This is a genomic window from Shimia ponticola (assembly GCF_007995215.1).
GTDB classification, from domain to species: Bacteria; Pseudomonadota; Alphaproteobacteria; order Rhodobacterales; family Rhodobacteraceae; genus Shimia_B; species Shimia_B ponticola.
Window position 1 is genome coordinate 979,402 of record NZ_VCDK01000003.1, and the last position, 14,613, is coordinate 994,014.

The following is a 14,613-nucleotide window of genomic DNA, read 5'->3' on the forward strand; positions in this document are numbered from 1 at the left end:
GCGGGGCTGTTAGACGGCTTTCTTCAGCGCCTCAACCAGATCGGTCTTTTCCCAGCTAAATCCGCCGTCCGCATCAGGTGCGCGGCCAAAGTGACCATAGGCTGCCGTACGCTGATAAATGGGGCGGTTCAAATCAAGATGGCTGCGAATGCCGCGTGGGGTCAGGTCCATGCACTTCGCAACCGCCTGTTCAATCGCAGCTTCCTTCACCTCACCTGTGCCGTGGGTATCGACATAGATGGAAAGTGGTTTGGACACGCCGATTGCGTAGCTCAACTGCAATGTGCAGCGGTCGGCCATGCCTGCGGCGACGATGTTCTTCGCAAGGTAGCGCGCGGCATATGCCGCCGAGCGGTCAACCTTGGTCGGGTCTTTGCCCGAAAACGCACCACCACCATGTGGCGCGGCACCGCCATAAGTATCCACGATGATCTTGCGGCCTGTCAGGCCTGCGTCACCATCGGGTCCACCAATCACGAAGGTTCCAGTTGGGTTGACCCACCATTCGGTCTCATCGGTCAGCCATCCGTCGGGAAGCACCTCGCGAATATAGGGTTCAACGATGGCGCGAATGTCGCCGCTTGTTTGATGGGCATGGGCATGCTGCGTTGACAGCACGATCGATGTCACCTCGACCGGCACACCATTTTCATAGCGCAGCGACAGCTGCGATTTCGCGTCCGGGCGCAGGTCTGGCTCCGTGCCGTCTTTGCGCACCTCCGCCAGCCGGCGCAGGATCGCGTGTGAATAAAGGATCGGCGCCGGCATCAACTCGGGCGTTTCATTGGTGGCGTATCCGAACATGATACCCTGATCGCCTGCGCCTTCGTCCTTGTCCTCACCCGCATTCACGCCCTGCGCGATATGCGCGGATTGCTCGTGCAACAGGTTCGTCACCTCGCAAGTCGCATGGTGAAATTCGTCCTGCTCGTAGCCGATGTCCTTGATACAGGCGCGCGCGATGTCCTCGATCCGCTCCATGTATTCGGTCAGTTTTGACTGATCCGACAGCCCCACCTCACCACCGATCACCACGCGGTTTGTTGTGGCAAAGGTTTCGCACGCCACCCGCGCCTCTGGCTCTTCGCTGAGCAATGCGTCCAGCACGGCGTCAGAGATACGGTCGCACACCTTATCGGGATGCCCCTCCGAGACGGACTCCGAGGTGAAGGTATAGTTTTGGCGTGTCATGGGGATGCTCCATTATTCTATGAACCGTCCCGCCAGGAAGCCGTTGGGACGCTGCTGCGCGACAGGCCTACGCTTGCGCCTCGGATGCGTCAATCGCTAAAGCCCTGTCTGCCTTTCCATCGCCCAAAAACATGTCCAAACACTAACAACGCCACGATTAGGGCAAACCCCATTTCACGCCACCGGGAATAGAGTGTGGGCGGCAAGGCAGGCGGCAACGCGTGGTCGACATGCCCGGCTACGCCCAGAGGCAGTTCTGCAAGCACATGGCCGCGCGCATCGATCACGGATGAAATCCCCGTATTCGCGGACCGCAGCACCGGAAGACCCTGTTCGATGGCACGCGCCTGAGCTTGTTGAAGATGCTGACGCGGCCCGCCGTATTCACCAAACCATGCGTCATTCGTCGACAGAGCCAAAAGCCTTGGTCGCTCGGACGTATTGCCGACATTGCGCGGAAAGACGCTTTCATAACACAAGATCGGCTGCACCAGACCGATCCCCGGCACATCGACAACATGCCCACCCGTGCCCGCCGAGAACCCGAATTGTCCATCGGTGGCCAAACCGAAAATACCCCAGGCTGCAAATCGTTCGGCCAAAGGCATGTATTCCCCGAAGGGCACCAAGTGTGCCTTATCATAGACATCGGACACATCCCCGCGCGGCTCGACCAGAGCAAGCACATTATACAGTTTGCCTGCCTGAAACCGCTGTGCGCCGACCATTACGGGCGCTCCACCTGCGCGCTCTGACACGACCGACAACAACGCCCCGGCCTCATCCAGCGCGTAAGGCACCGATATCTCGGGCCACAAAATGAAGTCCGCTTGCGGCGCGGCGGCCGTGCTTTCAAGCATGCGGGACAAAAACACAGGGATCATCGCCGGATCCCATTTCTGATCTTGCGCCGCATTTGGCTGCACAGCCCGCAACAGCGGCGCATCGGATGCCGCCTTTGGCCCCTTGGGCGCAGGCACAATCACCAGCGCGACCATCACGCCGATCAACCCCAGTGAAACAGCGGGCACGCTGCGCCAACTGGCGACAGCCGCCCATAGGACGCCCCAAAACACCATGGTCAAAGCATATGGCCCAATCCAAGCCGCAGCTTGGTAGAGCATCTGGTCCACAGACGTCGTGACCAACATCGCCCAGGGAAACCCGGTGAACAGGTACCCGCGCGCCAGTTCCGCACATCCCATAGCAATAACAAGGAGCAGTCCACTGCGCCGCCACCCGGCGAAACTCACTGCCGCCCCCCAAAACAGCGCCAACCCGCCGGACAAAAACAAAATGGCAAAAGGCGCCATCCAACCATGCCGCAGCGGGTCAACAAGAAACGGCTCAATGATCCAGTGAAAGGTTGGTGTGAAATACCCAAGGCCAAAGCCCCACCCGAGCCAGAAGCCCCGTTTTGTGCCAAAGCGCCAAGGACGCGCCAACATGAACCCAAGCGCACCGATCACAGCCGCCAACGGCACGCCGAAGGGCGGGTTCGCCAAGGCAGCAATACCTCCGCACAGGCAGGCATAAAGCCATAACCTGCGCGAGCTCAGCTGTGAAAGAGGATTAGACCCCAGCGTCCGAGGGAACATAGACGCGCAAACGCTTGATCCGACGCGGATCGGCATCCACGACTTCGAACTCCGGGCCGCCGGGATGTGGAACGATCTCGCCCCGTGCGGGTACGCGACCGGACAGCATAAAGACCAGTCCACCCAAGGTGTCGACCTCTTCCCCGTCGATTTCCTCGTGCCGGGTCAAAGACATGCCGATCTCGGCTTCGAACTCATCCAGAGGTGTTCTGGCCTGCACAAGGAAACAGCCCGGCTTTTCCTCGGACCACAGCTTGTCCTCCTCGGTGTCGTGTTCGTCTTCAATCTCGCCCACGACCTGTTCGATGAGGTCCTCAATGGTGACAAGCCCGTCGGTGCCGCCATATTCGTCGATCACCAAAGCGATATGCACGCGATCGGCCTGCATCTTGGTCAAAAGAACACCCAGCGGCATCGACGGCGGCACGAATAGCAAAGGCCGGACCAATTTGGTCAGGTCAAAGGTCTCGCCCTTGCCATTGAACCCGAATTGCAGAGCGAAATCCTTGAGATGCACAAAGCCGATAGGTGTATCCAACGTCCCCGAATAGACCGGAAGGCGCGTCAGCCCGCTATCCTTAAAGACTTCGTAGACCTCTTCCTTGGCGGCCGTGTCGGACAGGGCCACGACTTCGGCCTTGGGGATCAGGACATCATCAACGCGCATACGGCGCAGATTGCCCAGTCCGGGCATCGGTGAATTCACACGTTGAATGACGGCATCCTTGTCGGTTTCGTCCGTGTCCGAAGGACTAAGCGCCTGCACCAGACGCCCGAAAAAACCACGCTCTTGCGTTTCAACCATATCAGAGGCTTCCGGAGCGCCCTGATACTCAACTGTCTTACTGTCACTGTCGGACTGCGCGCGCTGCGCTGCGTCAGACGATCCGTCGGCTGCTTCGCCCATTGTCTCCTATACCCTTAAGGGGTGCTCTTGTTTGACGAATATGGGTCAGGAAGACCCATATTGCCAAGAATTTCTGTTTCGATGCCTTCCATCAGTTCGGCGTCAGCATCGCGCTCGTGGTCGTAGCCCAACAAATGCAACACGCCATGCACGATCAGATGGGTGGTGTGCTGCTCCAACGGGATCTTCGCCGCTTGGGCTTCACGCAAGCAGGTGTCGTAGGAAATGGCAATGTCTCCCAGTTCCGGATCGTCCGGCGCGATGGGCTCCCCCCCATCCGCTTCTGCTCCGAGCTCTTCCGACGGCCAAGACAGCACATTGGTCGGCACGGCCTTGCCGCGAAACGCCGCATTCAGCGTAGCAATCCGCGTGTCATCGCATCCCATGACCGACACCTCACCCTGCACATCCAAATGCGCAAGGGTCGCCACCGTCGCCTCATGCGCAAGCACAGCAAGACCTGCCTCTTGCCAGCGGTCGTCTTCGATGAGGGTCTCGGTCACCATGGATGTGCCTTGGCCTGCCTCCGTCAGATGGTCAATGGAGGATTAACGTTATGCCATTGGGGCAACAGCGCTCATGCCCGCTCTGATGTGGTAGGAGCGATGACCCAGGTCTCCTGTCCGCTGCGGGACGACACCCTGAAACCCGTTGTTGTCGGACCCTATGCGCCACGTGCCGGGTCATCGGCGTCGTAGGCTTCGATGATCGCTGCCACCAACGGATGCCGCACCACGTCCTTGGACGAGAAATAGTTGAAGCTGATCTTGGGAATACCACTCAGCAACCGCTCGGCATCGCGTAGGCCTGATGTTACGCCGCGCGGCAGATCGACCTGAGACCGGTCCCCGGTGATCACCATGCGCGACCCCTCACCCAGACGGGTCAAAAACATCTTCATCTGCATCGATGTCGCGTTCTGAGCCTCGTCCAAGACGACAAATGCATTCGCAAGCGTCCGTCCGCGCATGAAGGCCAGCGGTGCGATTTCGATGGTCTTTTCCTCGATGAGTTTGGTGACCTGCTTCCCCGGAAGGAAATCATTCAGCGCGTCGTAAAGCGGCTGCATGTAAGGGTCGACCTTGTCCTTCATGTCACCGGGCAGATAGCCCAGCTTCTCGCCTGCTTCGACAGCCGGCCGTGACAGGATGATCTTATCCACGTTGCCGGTGATCAACATGTTCACGCCAACGGCAACCGCCAGATAGGTTTTCCCGGTTCCCGCCGGGCCAATGCCAAAGGCCAACTCATTTTTAAACAGCGAGCGGACATAGGCCTTTTGCGCATCCGTGCGCGGCTCAACCAGCTTTTTGCGGGTCTTGATTTCGACCGTGCCGCCTTTGAACAGTTCCATCTGGTCGCCGTCGCGCGTGCCTGTGCCTTTGTCCGTGTTGCCCATGCGCAGTTCACGGTCGAGATCGGCAGGCTCAATGCCGCGCCCTTGTTCGAGGCGCGTATAGAGCGACTGCAAAACCTCTGCGGCGCGCGCACGCGCATCTGCATCGCCCAGCAAAACCAATTGGTTGCCGCGCCTGACGATCTGTAGCCCCAGCCGGTTCTCAAGATCACTGAGATTGCGGTCATACTCACCGCATAGATCAATCAGAAGAAAATTGTCCGGAAATTCCAGAAGGGACTCACCGCTCGTGTCAGCGGCAGTTTCAGGCGGCAGCGTGGGTGTCAAAACCAATCAGAGCGTCCTTTTAGTCGAATGACTTTCCTTGATGCTGCCAAGCAGCGCGACATGGTGCAAGGGGCCAATTCCGGCCTCATTGCATAAAGATAGGGCGAAAATGCATTAAGGCCGCAGCGTTTCCACTGCGGCCTTTTATTGTTGGTTGAAACCTGCACGTCGTCTTGATCAGAACCGTTCGCTTGGACCCGCGCCCAGGACACTGTCACCATTCACTTCGGAGCCTTCCTTGAATGGCCCGGAGGCGATCGTTTCAGCACCGTGACCAGTGCAGACAGGCTTTCCGTAGGGGTCAACGCGTTGCGACAGGTAACCTTCGATGCCGTCGTCGATGATCCAGTGGTCACACCCATTCGGATCAATCCAGATGCCGGCGACCAATTGGCTCAGGTCTTTCTCATCGCGGCCTAGGTCGCGGGTCTTGTCCGGGGTCATGTTGTCGCGCTCGAAACCGAATGCTCCACCGCCACCTGAACAGGCAGACAACAGACCAAAGAGACTGACCGCCACCGTTGCTTTAATCAGAGTGTTCATATTTTTGTCCCCCTCAGCGCAGGCACAGAATTTCGATGTGCTGGCTTTTGCTCCAATTGCCGCCGCCTTTGCCGCCATAGGCGTCAATGCCGACAATCCGTGCACCCGAACCGTGGGCGACCTGCGCGAGCATGTTTGCCCGTTTCTTAAGAAGGTTCGTATTGTGGCCGGAGGTGTGCCCAATGATCTTGTAAGCCGAGGCGCGCTGCGTCTTGAAGAAATCGTTGACCAACGACTTGCCCTTGTGGGTCAGCCATGCGCCATTGCGTTCAAAGATCGCATGCGCGTCCATCTTGGCGCAGATGCTGCCCTGACGGCAGGTGGGCTTGCCATTCCGGTCAACTTTCAGGGTCATGTACCCTTCCCAGCCGTCATCCATCACCCAGTGTTCGCACCCATCCGGGTCAACCCAGATGGTCGGAACATAGCGTTCACCGGTCACAACCCGCTGCTGACCACCATCGTGCGTGTGGTTGAAAGGCTGGCCTGTCGTCTGGTGTGCAAATGTCGCCGTAGGAGCCGAGAACAGTGCGATTGAGGCCGCGACGGTCGCCGCGCCGAATGCTTTGAAAATCTTTGTCACCACGTCCGTGTTTCCTCTGCAAGATGCCTCAAGCGCTGCTCGTGGTCTTGTTGCCACGTGTCGCGTGCATACTATTGCTGGAGACCCTATCAAAAAACGGGTATTTGTGAAGGGGTATTCACTAGATGTGGGTCAGTTTATTTTGCACAGAACTGCCCGCTCTGCCTCCATAAGCAGAACGAGACGCAAATTCTAGTGTAAATGGGTGTATCTAGCACCAAGCCTAGCGCGATTGCGAAACTCTATCGTCAGGCGTCAACGCTGATAAATTCACCAGCAAGTGAATTGGTGCTGGACTCAGCGATACGCACCTGCGCGATATCACCCACTTGGACGGCATCGCTCGTAACATGCACCGCATGCAGGTACTCGGATTTGCCGACCATCTGCCCATCCTGACGACCGGGCTTTTCAAACAACACGCGCACCTCACGCCCGACCATCGCATCCTGTGCCGCGCGCTGCTGATCACTCAGCAATGCCTGCAAACGGTACAGCCGGTCGTTCGCGACCTCTGCGGCCACGGGGTCTTTCTCCGCAGCTGGCGTGCCGGGACGCGCCGAGTATTTGAACGAATAGGATTGGCCATAGCCAACCGTCCGAACCAGATCCATCGTGTCTTCAAAATCGGCATCAGTTTCGCCGGGGAAACCAACGATGAAATCGCCCGACAGGAGCAGGTCAGGCCGCGCATCCCGCAGCTTCTCGATCAACACGAAGTAGGCATCACGTGTGTGTTTGCGGTTCATCGCCTTCAGAATGCGGTCGCTTCCGGATTGAACAGGCAGGTGCAGGTAAGGCATCAGCTTTTCACAAGTGCCATGCGCTTCGATCAGGGCATCATCCATGTCATTGGGATGGCTGGTGGTGAACCGAATACGCTCCAGCCCATCGACCTTGTCTAGGTCCCAGATCAGCCCCGCCAGACCGCCGTCATGGCCATTGTAGGCATTCACGTTCTGCCCCAGCAACGTGATCTCACGCACGCCGCGCTCGACCAGATCGCGCGCTTCGTCCAAAACGCGCGCCGCTGGACGGCTGACTTCGGCTCCACGGGTGTACGGCACAACGCAAAAGGCGCAGAATTTATCGCAGCCTTCCTGAACGGTCAGAAACGCCGTCGGCCCGCGTTTGGCCTTGGGCCGCTTGGCCAAATGGTTGAACTTGTCCTCTTCGGGGAAATCCGTGTCGAGCGCGCGCTGCCCTTCGGCGAGCTTGCGGTTCATCTCGGGCAGACGGTGATAGCTTTGCGGCCCAACGACCAGATCGACCATTGGTTGCCGCCTGACAATTTCCTCACCTTCTGCCTGCGCAACGCAGCCCGCCACGCCGATCTTCAGATCAGGTTTTTCGGCCTTCAGCCCCTTAAACCGTCCGAGTTCAGAATAAATCTTTTCGGCGGCCTTTTCGCGAATGTGACAGGTGTTCAACAGGATCATGTCGGCGTCGTCCGGCGTCGCCGTCTGCTCATACCCTTCGCCGCCCAGCGCCTCGGCCATGCGTTCGCTGTCATAGACGTTCATCTGACAGCCGTAGGTTTTGATGTAGAGCTTCTTCGTCATGGGAGGGGACCCTGCGCGTTTAGGGGAGGTCGGTCGTCAAAGTCAGTGCGCCTTATGCGTCAGCCGCGAATTGCATGCAATAGAGCGGCTTTCCGGCGCTCCGCGCCTGCGCGGGCCTTGCATTGACGTCCGTGATCCGGGAAACCCGAAGGGCGGCAGATCAAAAGGTCGAAGATGCAGTACAGTAGCCTACAGGACTTTCTCAAAAAGGGTGTGCCAGAACTATTCAAGGGTCCGCTGGCGCTGATCCTGATCGAAGATACCGCTGCAGCCACGGAAACCATCAAACATCACCTTGACGCGGGCTTCCCGAATGTCGCCGTCTTTGCCAACGACGCCCTGCCGATCCCCGGCGAGCTTGAGGCGCGCATTCAGCGGGTGACATGGGACATGGCCGAAGAGGCCCCCACGACAACCATCGTGAATGCCGTCATCGAGGCCTGCCCAGGTCGGTGGCTTTATTACTGTTACAACGCGGAATTCCTGTTCTTCCCGTTCTGCGAACAGCGCAGCATCGGCGAAATGATCGCCTTTAACGTCGAAGAGCGGCGGGACACAGTTCTGACCTATGTGATCGACCTTTACGCAGGCGACCTGCGCAAATTTCCCAATGCCGTCGATCTTGACGGCGCGTTGATGGATAAATCAGGCTACTATGCCCTGAACCGCACCGACCGTTGGAACAACGCTTTGGACCGGCAGATGGATTTCTACGGCGGTCTGCGGTGGCGCTTCGAAGAGCATATCCCGACCAAAAAGCGCCGAATCGACCGTGTCGCCCTGTTCAAGGCCAAACCTGGCCTGACCTTGTCCGAAGAGCACATCTTCAGCGATCCGGAATACAACACCTATGCCTGCCCGTGGCACCACAACATCACGGCCACGATCTGTTCGTTTCGCACTGCGAAGGCGCTCAAACGCAATCCGGGCTCGACCTATGACATCAAAACGCTGCGCTGGCACAATTCGGTACCGTTCGAGTGGGGGTCTCAACAGTTGATGGACTTGGGTCTGATGGAGCCGGGACAGTGGTTCTAGCGCCCTGCCCCCGGTCGAGCGCAAAGTGATCAGCGGCTGATCCGGCGCAACTCGACGGCCATTGCAGCCAGTCGATAATCGGCCTTCCCTTTGACCAGCCAACTCAGTCCAAAAGCCCAGACGCCGATGGCCTCCAGCCAAAAGATGATCGGAGCGCTTTTCACAAAGACGACGACCGCCGCATCATCGGGTCCGAAAATCTTGAGCATCGAAGCCACGAACGCCAATGCCAGCGTTGCCAGGATGATCCATCCGCAAGTTAGATAAAGACGCCGCCGCCAAACAACCCGCGAATGCCGGGCAAATTTGACAAAGCAGAACAGCGCGAGGCTCCCGAAGAACAGGGTCGCGAAGACATAGTGAAAATATGGCGCGTACTGGATGCCGACCATCCTCTGAAAGACAGTTGTCGCGGGCACCGCATCCCATTTGATCGGGTCCGCGAGGTCGCCATAGGCCACTAGAATATGTGGTGGCAGTTCATTGGGGAAAAACGCTGTGCCAAAGGCACCGATCCCTGCAATCGTTGCCAAGACATCATCTGGCAACCGTTCTTTTTCAGCGGGCGCATAGCCTCGGTAGGAAATCAGAAACACACCGATCGCGATCATGGTGCCGACAAAGATGTCGCGATAGGTCGTGTGGTAGAAGTCACTGATCGATGGCGCCAAGCCGTCCTCTTCGAACACAAGTCCGCCAATCAACAGGACCAGCGGCAATGCCATCCCCAATAGACCAAGCGCCGTTCGCACACGGGTATAGGACAGCACCAGTTCATGTGGATTTGACGCAGGCATAACATCCCCAGTTCAAGACACGTGTAACGTGTCCCGACGGGCGCAATGGATCAACCTTGTTTTGAAGGATCGACTGAGGCCAGCCGTATCAGGTGCGGCGCAAACGGATGACAACGTCGACCTTGGCAATCTCTGTTCCGTCCGGAGCATTTGGCAGGCTCAGGATTTTCAGATCTTCAACCGGAGCGTCCGACAGGGTTGCCGTATCTTCCCAGTAAAAGTGCGGATGGTCCGACATGTTGGTGTCAAAATAGCTCTTTGAGCCGTCAACAGTGATCTCACGCATCAAACCGGCATCGCAGAAGGCGCGCAGCGTGTTGTAGACCGTTGCCAGCGACACCCGTTCGCCGGCGTCGCGGGTGCTGTCATGTAGACTTTCAGCCGTGACATGCCGATCATTGCCGTCGCCAATCAACAGCGACGCCAGCACCAGCCGCTGCCGCGTTGGGCGCAGACCGCCGGCGTTCAGCCAGTCATGGGTGCGTTGGGTGGCAACTGTTTGATCAAGCATTGGCCTCTCCTGCCGTCTATATATGCAGGGTCATCACGGGAATTCAATCCAAACTGCGACTGAGTCGCAATTTGACGTGGCAGAAGCGCATGAGTGGAAACAAACGCGCGAATGCAGCCATGTTTGACAATGATCTCGGCGGTGCTGGCCTCGGCGGCTTATTGTGATTACCCAGCGCTTCAAGGGACACCGGCGCGACGAACCGTCCTGTCTGCGTCCTTGCGTCTGCGCGGGCGCCGATGCTAGGGCCGTCGCCAACCTGAATTTGGAGACCGACCGCATGGCCCCCTACCCAAGCAGCTTCGACCGCGACGATCTTTTGAAATGCGCACGAGGAGAGCTTTTTGGCCCCGGCAACGCACAGTTGCCCGAGCCACCGATGCTGATGATGGACCGTATCACCGACATCTCGGAAGATGGCGGCGCGCATGGCAAAGGGCACGTGCTGGCTGAATTCGATATCAAGCCGGACCTCTGGTTCTTTGACTGCCACTTTCCCGGCAACCCGATCATGCCGGGCTGTCTGGGTCTTGACGGCTTGTGGCAATTGACCGGCTTTAACCTTGGCTGGAGGGGCTGGCAGGGGCGCGGCTATGCGCTGGGTGTGGGCGAAGTCAAACTGAAGGGCATGGTGCGCCCTGACCGCAAGATGCTGACCTACAAGATCGACTTCACAAAGGCGATCCAGACCCGCCGCCTGACCATGGGCGTGGCCGACGGCATCGTCGAAGCGGATGGCGAGGTCATCTACGAAGTCAAGGATATGAAGGTCGCGCTCAGCGAAAGCTGACCGCGAAACCTGCTTCAGGCGCCCTGCTGGACCACACCAACGGGGCGCTGGTCGATCAATCGATCGGCCGCCATTCCGCCCACCCACATCGACACAAGTGCGATCCATGCGGTCATGGCAAAGGTCGATCCTCCGGTGACGCCTGCTCCAATGGTACAGCCCCCTGCCGTCATCGCGCCAAAGCCCATGAGCGCTGCCCCGGTCAGATAGCGCTGCATTGCGCCGACCCCATCCCAACCCTGCCACGACAGCCGGCCTGACGCCGCCGCCGAAGCAAAAGCGGCCAGGAAGACGCCCGGCACCAGACCGACGCCAAAGTCCAAAACCGTGTCCTGCGACAGTAGGAACATAAGCGTGCGCGCCGACGGGCCAGAGAAGGTGATGGAGCCCATCGCGACGGGATCAAAGCTGAGCGCGCCAGCTGTGTAGGTCAAAAACCACCCAAGCGCGGCGGCAAAGCCGACACCACAACCGAACACCAAGGTCCGGATCGCCACGCGATTGCGAAACGAAATCACCAGCGCCGCAGCAGCAAAGGCCAGAGCAATGGCAATCCCGGCCAAGGGCGGAGCGCCCAAAAGCTGCAAGCTTTCCGGATTTGGTCCATTGGTGATCCACGCACCGGACAAGGCCGCCCGAAGCGGAGAAATCACACCATACAGGCTCATCTGCGCAACGACGGCAAAGACCAAGCCAGACAGGATGGCCCGCAGATTGCCCGTTGCCCCTAAGACCAAAAGCCTCCCAGGGCACCCGCGTGCCAGAACCATTCCGACACCAAAGATTGCACCTCCGAGAATAGCGCCACTGATGGTGCCGGGAGAGGCCAACCATCGACTCTGGCCCAGATCAATGATCCCGGCCAGATGCATGCCTTGCGTCCACAAGAGCGCAGTCGAAAATGTCAGAAGCCAGACGGCAAAGCGCGGCCCGGCTCTGCCGCGCGCGACTTCGACAGCGGCTGCCCGCAGGCAAAATTTGCTCTGTTCAGCCGAGACCCCAAACACCATGCCCACAACAACGCCGGCCAGCGCGATAAAACCCAGATCGCCCGTGATCTCTATAATCGTTTCAAACATCTGAATTAGCCGTGCAAACCGTCCGATACGATACGCGCGCCCTCAAGCACGGTCACAACGGCATCCCAAGCCGCGATCCGTTCCGGCGAAGACGTCACAAGCGTGTCGAGAAACGCAGGGTGAAAGACGACGCCAAACCAAGGTTGCGCATCCTCTTGGGTCAGCGAGGCCAAAAACACCTTGGCATTCGCGTCATCCAGAAGATGCCCCATCAGTGCGTCAATGGCTTCGGCATCCCCGTTGGCTAGCGTCGCTTGCATGACCTCGACCTGCGTCCCGCAATGCGGCCCCCATTCAGACTCTGCAACTGCGGCCGTCGTCAACGCCATGCCAAGGGCCAGAACCGAGGTGAACTGTGCCAAGCGTGTCATGGTCCCGTCCTTTTCGTATCTTTGCTTCGCGGTGACCCTAAATGCTGCACCGCGGCGTGGCTTTGACACAGGTCAAGAAATCCGCGCCCCTTTGGTTGAAACGTGTCGGCTGAGACCGGCGGCAACGGGCGATTGCCGGAAAGCCTTTGACCAGACATACTTGCGCATCACCGAATAAGCGGAGGGCGCTATGAAACGGATTGTTGTGGGGATCGTGTCACACGGTGCGGCCTTGGCTATTGGGTTTGGTTTGGGGATTTACCTCTTGCCGATTTTAACGGCGCCTCCCTCGCCTGATGCCGCAACGCTAGAGGCGATGGCGACGGACGCCATTTTCGAGACTGAATTCCAAGAAGACCTGCGGGGGCAGGATTTTCTGCATTGGGGCAATGGCACCGTTCGGATCACGCCAACGCAAGTGATCCACACGGGCGAACTGGCCCCCGGCCCGGATTACATGCTGTATCTCGTGCCAGAGTTTGTGGCCCACGAAGACGAATTCGGTCCGCTCAAAGCTCAAAGCCGCGCGATCGGGTCGATCAAGACATTCAACGGCTTCGCGCTGGATTTACCGGACGACGTTGATCTGACCGCTTACAACACTGTCCTTGTATGGTGCGAAGCCTTCGGTGAATTCATTACCGCTGCGCAATATCAGTGATGGCGCGACTACTTGCCCCCATTTCACCTGTCCCATAAATAGCAGAAAACCAGCGAGGGAGAGCTGAATGCGCCGCGTCGTCATCACAGGGATCGGGATCGTCTGCCCTATCGGCAACACAGTGGCAGAGGTCGAAGCCTCGCTCAGGGCCGGAAAATCGGGAATCGAATTCGAACCGACCTATGCCGAGCACGGCTTTCGTTCTCAGGTCGCGGGCATCCCGAAAATCGACGTCTCCGAGCATATCGACAAACGGCAATTGCGGTTCATGGGGCCAGGCGCGGCCTATTCCTATATTGCCATGGAACAGGCGATTGCAGACGCCGGACTTGAAGAAAGTGATGTCTCGAATGAGCGTACCGGCCTGATTGCAGGCTCCGGCGGTCCGTCGACCAGCAACTTTTTCACCGCCTTTGATACTGTCATCAACAAAGGCGCACCCAAGCGCATGGGACCATTCATGGTTACGCGCTGTATGTCGTCCACCGTGTCGGCATGTCTTGCGACCCCGTTCAAGATCAAGGGTCAGAACTACTCCATCACCTCGGCCTGTTCGACCACGCTGCACTGCATGGGCGTCGGCACCGAGCAAATTCAAATGGGCAAGCAGGACATCGTCTTCGCCGGTGGTGGCGAAGAGGTCGACTGGACGCTCTCGTGCCTGTTCGACGCGATGGGGGCCATGTCGTCCAAATATAACGACGCGCCTGAGACCGCCTCGCGCCCGTTTGATGCGACGCGTGACGGCTTTGTCATCGGCGGCGGCGGCGGCATGGTCGTTCTCGAAGAATTGGAGCACGCCAAAGCGCGCGGTGCAAAGATTTACGCCGAGGTCACTGGCTATGGCGCGACGTCGGATGGTCACGACATGGTAGCCCCGTCCGGTGAAGGCGGCGAACGCTCGATGAAGCTTGCACTTGCGACGCTGCCAGAGGGCCGCAGTATTGATTACATCAACGCGCATGGCACATCGACGCCTGTGGGTGACGTGACCGAAATGATGGCCGTGCGCCGCGTCTTTGGGGAAGAGCATCCTGTCGTCGGCTCGACCAAATCCATGACGGGTCACGCGCTGGGTGGCGCGGGTGTTCACGAGTCGATCTATTCGCTGATCATGATGGACAAAGGATTCATCGCTCCATCGATCAATGTGAATGAATTGGCCCCGGAACTACGCCCCGATGAAGTTGTCACCGAATTGCGGGACGGCGTTGAATTGGACAGTGTGCTGTCGAATTCATTTGGCTTTGGCGGAACCAATGCCACAATGATCATGTCAAAATTCAAAGAGTAACACG

At 58.4% G+C, this 14,613-nt stretch carries 16 protein-coding genes and 1 riboswitch; of the genes, 4 read left to right on the top strand and 12 right to left on the bottom strand.

The window, feature by feature from the left end; genetic code table 11:
• Window positions 1–9 precede the first annotated feature (9 nt).
• The 8 genes from metK to miaB all read right to left on the bottom strand — a co-directional run bounded on the left by metK (window position 10) and on the right by miaB (window position 8,068).
• Entirely contained in the window at window positions 10–1,191 is a 1,182-nt protein-coding gene (metK, locus tag FE702_RS08185) for a methionine adenosyltransferase (RefSeq protein WP_147125753.1), read from the bottom strand.
• A 5-nt stretch (window positions 1,192–1,196) separates the two neighbouring features.
• Window positions 1,197–1,246, bottom strand: a riboswitch (SAM-SAH riboswitch).
• A 34-nt stretch (window positions 1,247–1,280) separates the two neighbouring features.
• Window positions 1,281–2,825 (bottom strand): apolipoprotein N-acyltransferase, encoded by a 1,545-nt coding sequence (gene lnt / locus FE702_RS08190; protein WP_147125754.1) that lies wholly within the window; start codon window positions 2,823–2,825, stop codon window positions 1,281–1,283.
• Window positions 2,764–3,696, bottom strand: coding sequence for a hemolysin family protein (locus tag FE702_RS08195; protein ID WP_147125755.1), 933 nt, complete (start codon window positions 3,694–3,696; stop codon window positions 2,764–2,766). The genes lnt and FE702_RS08195 overlap by 62 nt, the downstream gene beginning before the upstream one ends.
• Before the next feature lie 14 nt (window positions 3,697–3,710).
• Window positions 3,711–4,202, bottom strand: a complete 492-nt coding sequence (gene ybeY, locus FE702_RS08200) for an rRNA maturation RNase YbeY (protein ID WP_147125756.1) — start codon at window positions 4,200–4,202, stop codon at window positions 3,711–3,713.
• 158 nt (window positions 4,203–4,360) lie between these two features.
• The gene (locus tag FE702_RS08205) at window positions 4,361–5,380 is read right to left on the bottom strand and encodes a PhoH family protein (protein ID WP_147126170.1); all 1,020 of its coding nucleotides are present in this window, start codon (window positions 5,378–5,380) and stop codon (window positions 4,361–4,363) included.
• A 177-nt stretch (window positions 5,381–5,557) separates the two neighbouring features.
• Window positions 5,558–5,923, bottom strand: coding sequence for a hypothetical protein (locus FE702_RS08210; RefSeq protein WP_147125757.1), 366 nt, complete (start codon window positions 5,921–5,923; stop codon window positions 5,558–5,560).
• A 13-nt stretch (window positions 5,924–5,936) separates the two neighbouring features.
• Window positions 5,937–6,509, bottom strand: coding sequence for an OmpA family protein (locus FE702_RS08215; protein ID WP_147125758.1), 573 nt, complete (start codon window positions 6,507–6,509; stop codon window positions 5,937–5,939).
• Window positions 6,510–6,754: 245 nt separating this feature from the next.
• Window positions 6,755–8,068, bottom strand: a complete 1,314-nt coding sequence (gene miaB / locus FE702_RS08220; protein WP_147125759.1) for a tRNA (N6-isopentenyl adenosine(37)-C2)-methylthiotransferase MiaB — start codon at window positions 8,066–8,068, stop codon at window positions 6,755–6,757.
• 174 nt (window positions 8,069–8,242) lie between these two features.
• On the opposite strand from miaB, the gene FE702_RS08225 reads away from it, so the two are divergent.
• Complete coding sequence (locus tag FE702_RS08225; RefSeq protein ID WP_147125760.1) at window positions 8,243–9,106, top strand: glycosyltransferase family protein; 864 nt, start codon at window positions 8,243–8,245, stop codon at window positions 9,104–9,106.
• Window positions 9,107–9,135: 29 nt separating this feature from the next.
• Here the strand turns inward: FE702_RS08225 and FE702_RS08230 are convergent, their stop codons facing one another.
• The gene (locus tag FE702_RS08230) at window positions 9,136–9,903 is read right to left on the bottom strand and encodes a hypothetical protein (protein ID WP_147125761.1); all 768 of its coding nucleotides are present in this window, start codon (window positions 9,901–9,903) and stop codon (window positions 9,136–9,138) included.
• 88 nt (window positions 9,904–9,991) lie between these two features.
• The gene (gene irrA, locus FE702_RS08235) at window positions 9,992–10,414 is read right to left on the bottom strand and encodes an iron response transcriptional regulator IrrA (protein ID WP_147125762.1); all 423 of its coding nucleotides are present in this window, start codon (window positions 10,412–10,414) and stop codon (window positions 9,992–9,994) included.
• 280 nt (window positions 10,415–10,694) lie between these two features.
• On the opposite strand from irrA, the gene fabA reads away from it, so the two are divergent.
• On the top strand, window positions 10,695–11,204 hold the full coding sequence (gene fabA, locus FE702_RS08240) for a bifunctional 3-hydroxydecanoyl-ACP dehydratase/trans-2-decenoyl-ACP isomerase (protein ID WP_147125763.1): 510 nt from the start codon (window positions 10,695–10,697) through the stop codon (window positions 11,202–11,204).
• A gap of 14 nt (window positions 11,205–11,218) precedes the next feature.
• Here fabA and FE702_RS08245 read toward each other — a convergent pair whose 3' ends face one another.
• Both FE702_RS08245 and FE702_RS08250 read right to left on the bottom strand, forming a co-directional pair.
• The gene (locus FE702_RS08245; RefSeq protein ID WP_147125764.1) at window positions 11,219–12,283 is read right to left on the bottom strand and encodes a YeeE/YedE family protein; all 1,065 of its coding nucleotides are present in this window, start codon (window positions 12,281–12,283) and stop codon (window positions 11,219–11,221) included.
• 5 nt (window positions 12,284–12,288) lie between these two features.
• Window positions 12,289–12,654 (bottom strand): hypothetical protein, encoded by a 366-nt coding sequence (locus FE702_RS08250; protein WP_147125765.1) that lies wholly within the window; start codon window positions 12,652–12,654, stop codon window positions 12,289–12,291.
• A gap of 190 nt (window positions 12,655–12,844) precedes the next feature.
• On the opposite strand from FE702_RS08250, the gene FE702_RS08255 reads away from it, so the two are divergent.
• On the top strand, window positions 12,845–13,315 hold the full coding sequence (locus FE702_RS08255) for a DM13 domain-containing protein (RefSeq protein WP_147125766.1): 471 nt from the start codon (window positions 12,845–12,847) through the stop codon (window positions 13,313–13,315).
• A 67-nt stretch (window positions 13,316–13,382) separates the two neighbouring features.
• The gene (gene fabB, locus FE702_RS08260; protein WP_147125767.1) at window positions 13,383–14,609 is read left to right on the top strand and encodes a beta-ketoacyl-ACP synthase I; all 1,227 of its coding nucleotides are present in this window, start codon (window positions 13,383–13,385) and stop codon (window positions 14,607–14,609) included.
• Window positions 14,610–14,613: the final 4 nt, after the last annotated feature.

Excerpts from the sequence above, each read along its gene's own strand:
- metK (WP_147125753.1), bottom strand. The coding sequence starts at position 1,191 with ATGACACGCCAAAACTATACCTTCACCTCGGAGTCCGTCTCGGAGGGG.
- lnt (WP_147125754.1), bottom strand. The coding sequence starts at position 2,825 with ATGCCGATCCGCGTCGGATCAAGCGTTTGCGCGTCTATGTTCCCTCGG.
- FE702_RS08195 (WP_147125755.1), bottom strand. The coding sequence starts at position 3,696 with ATGGGCGAAGCAGCCGACGGATCGTCTGACGCAGCGCAGCGCGCGCAG.
- ybeY (WP_147125756.1), bottom strand. The coding sequence starts at position 4,202 with ATGGTGACCGAGACCCTCATCGAAGACGACCGCTGGCAAGAGGCAGGT.
- FE702_RS08210 (WP_147125757.1), bottom strand. The coding sequence starts at position 5,923 with ATGAACACTCTGATTAAAGCAACGGTGGCGGTCAGTCTCTTTGGTCTG.
- miaB (WP_147125759.1), bottom strand. The coding sequence starts at position 8,068 with ATGACGAAGAAGCTCTACATCAAAACCTACGGCTGTCAGATGAACGTC.
- FE702_RS08225 (WP_147125760.1), top strand. The coding sequence starts at position 8,243 with ATGCAGTACAGTAGCCTACAGGACTTTCTCAAAAAGGGTGTGCCAGAA.
- FE702_RS08230 (WP_147125761.1), bottom strand. The coding sequence starts at position 9,903 with ATGCCTGCGTCAAATCCACATGAACTGGTGCTGTCCTATACCCGTGTG.
- irrA (WP_147125762.1), bottom strand. The coding sequence starts at position 10,414 with ATGCTTGATCAAACAGTTGCCACCCAACGCACCCATGACTGGCTGAAC.
- fabA (WP_147125763.1), top strand. The coding sequence starts at position 10,695 with ATGGCCCCCTACCCAAGCAGCTTCGACCGCGACGATCTTTTGAAATGC.
- FE702_RS08245 (WP_147125764.1), bottom strand. The coding sequence starts at position 12,283 with ATGTTTGAAACGATTATAGAGATCACGGGCGATCTGGGTTTTATCGCG.
- FE702_RS08250 (WP_147125765.1), bottom strand. The coding sequence starts at position 12,654 with ATGACACGCTTGGCACAGTTCACCTCGGTTCTGGCCCTTGGCATGGCG.
- FE702_RS08255 (WP_147125766.1), top strand. The coding sequence starts at position 12,845 with ATGAAACGGATTGTTGTGGGGATCGTGTCACACGGTGCGGCCTTGGCT.
- fabB (WP_147125767.1), top strand. The coding sequence starts at position 13,383 with ATGCGCCGCGTCGTCATCACAGGGATCGGGATCGTCTGCCCTATCGGC.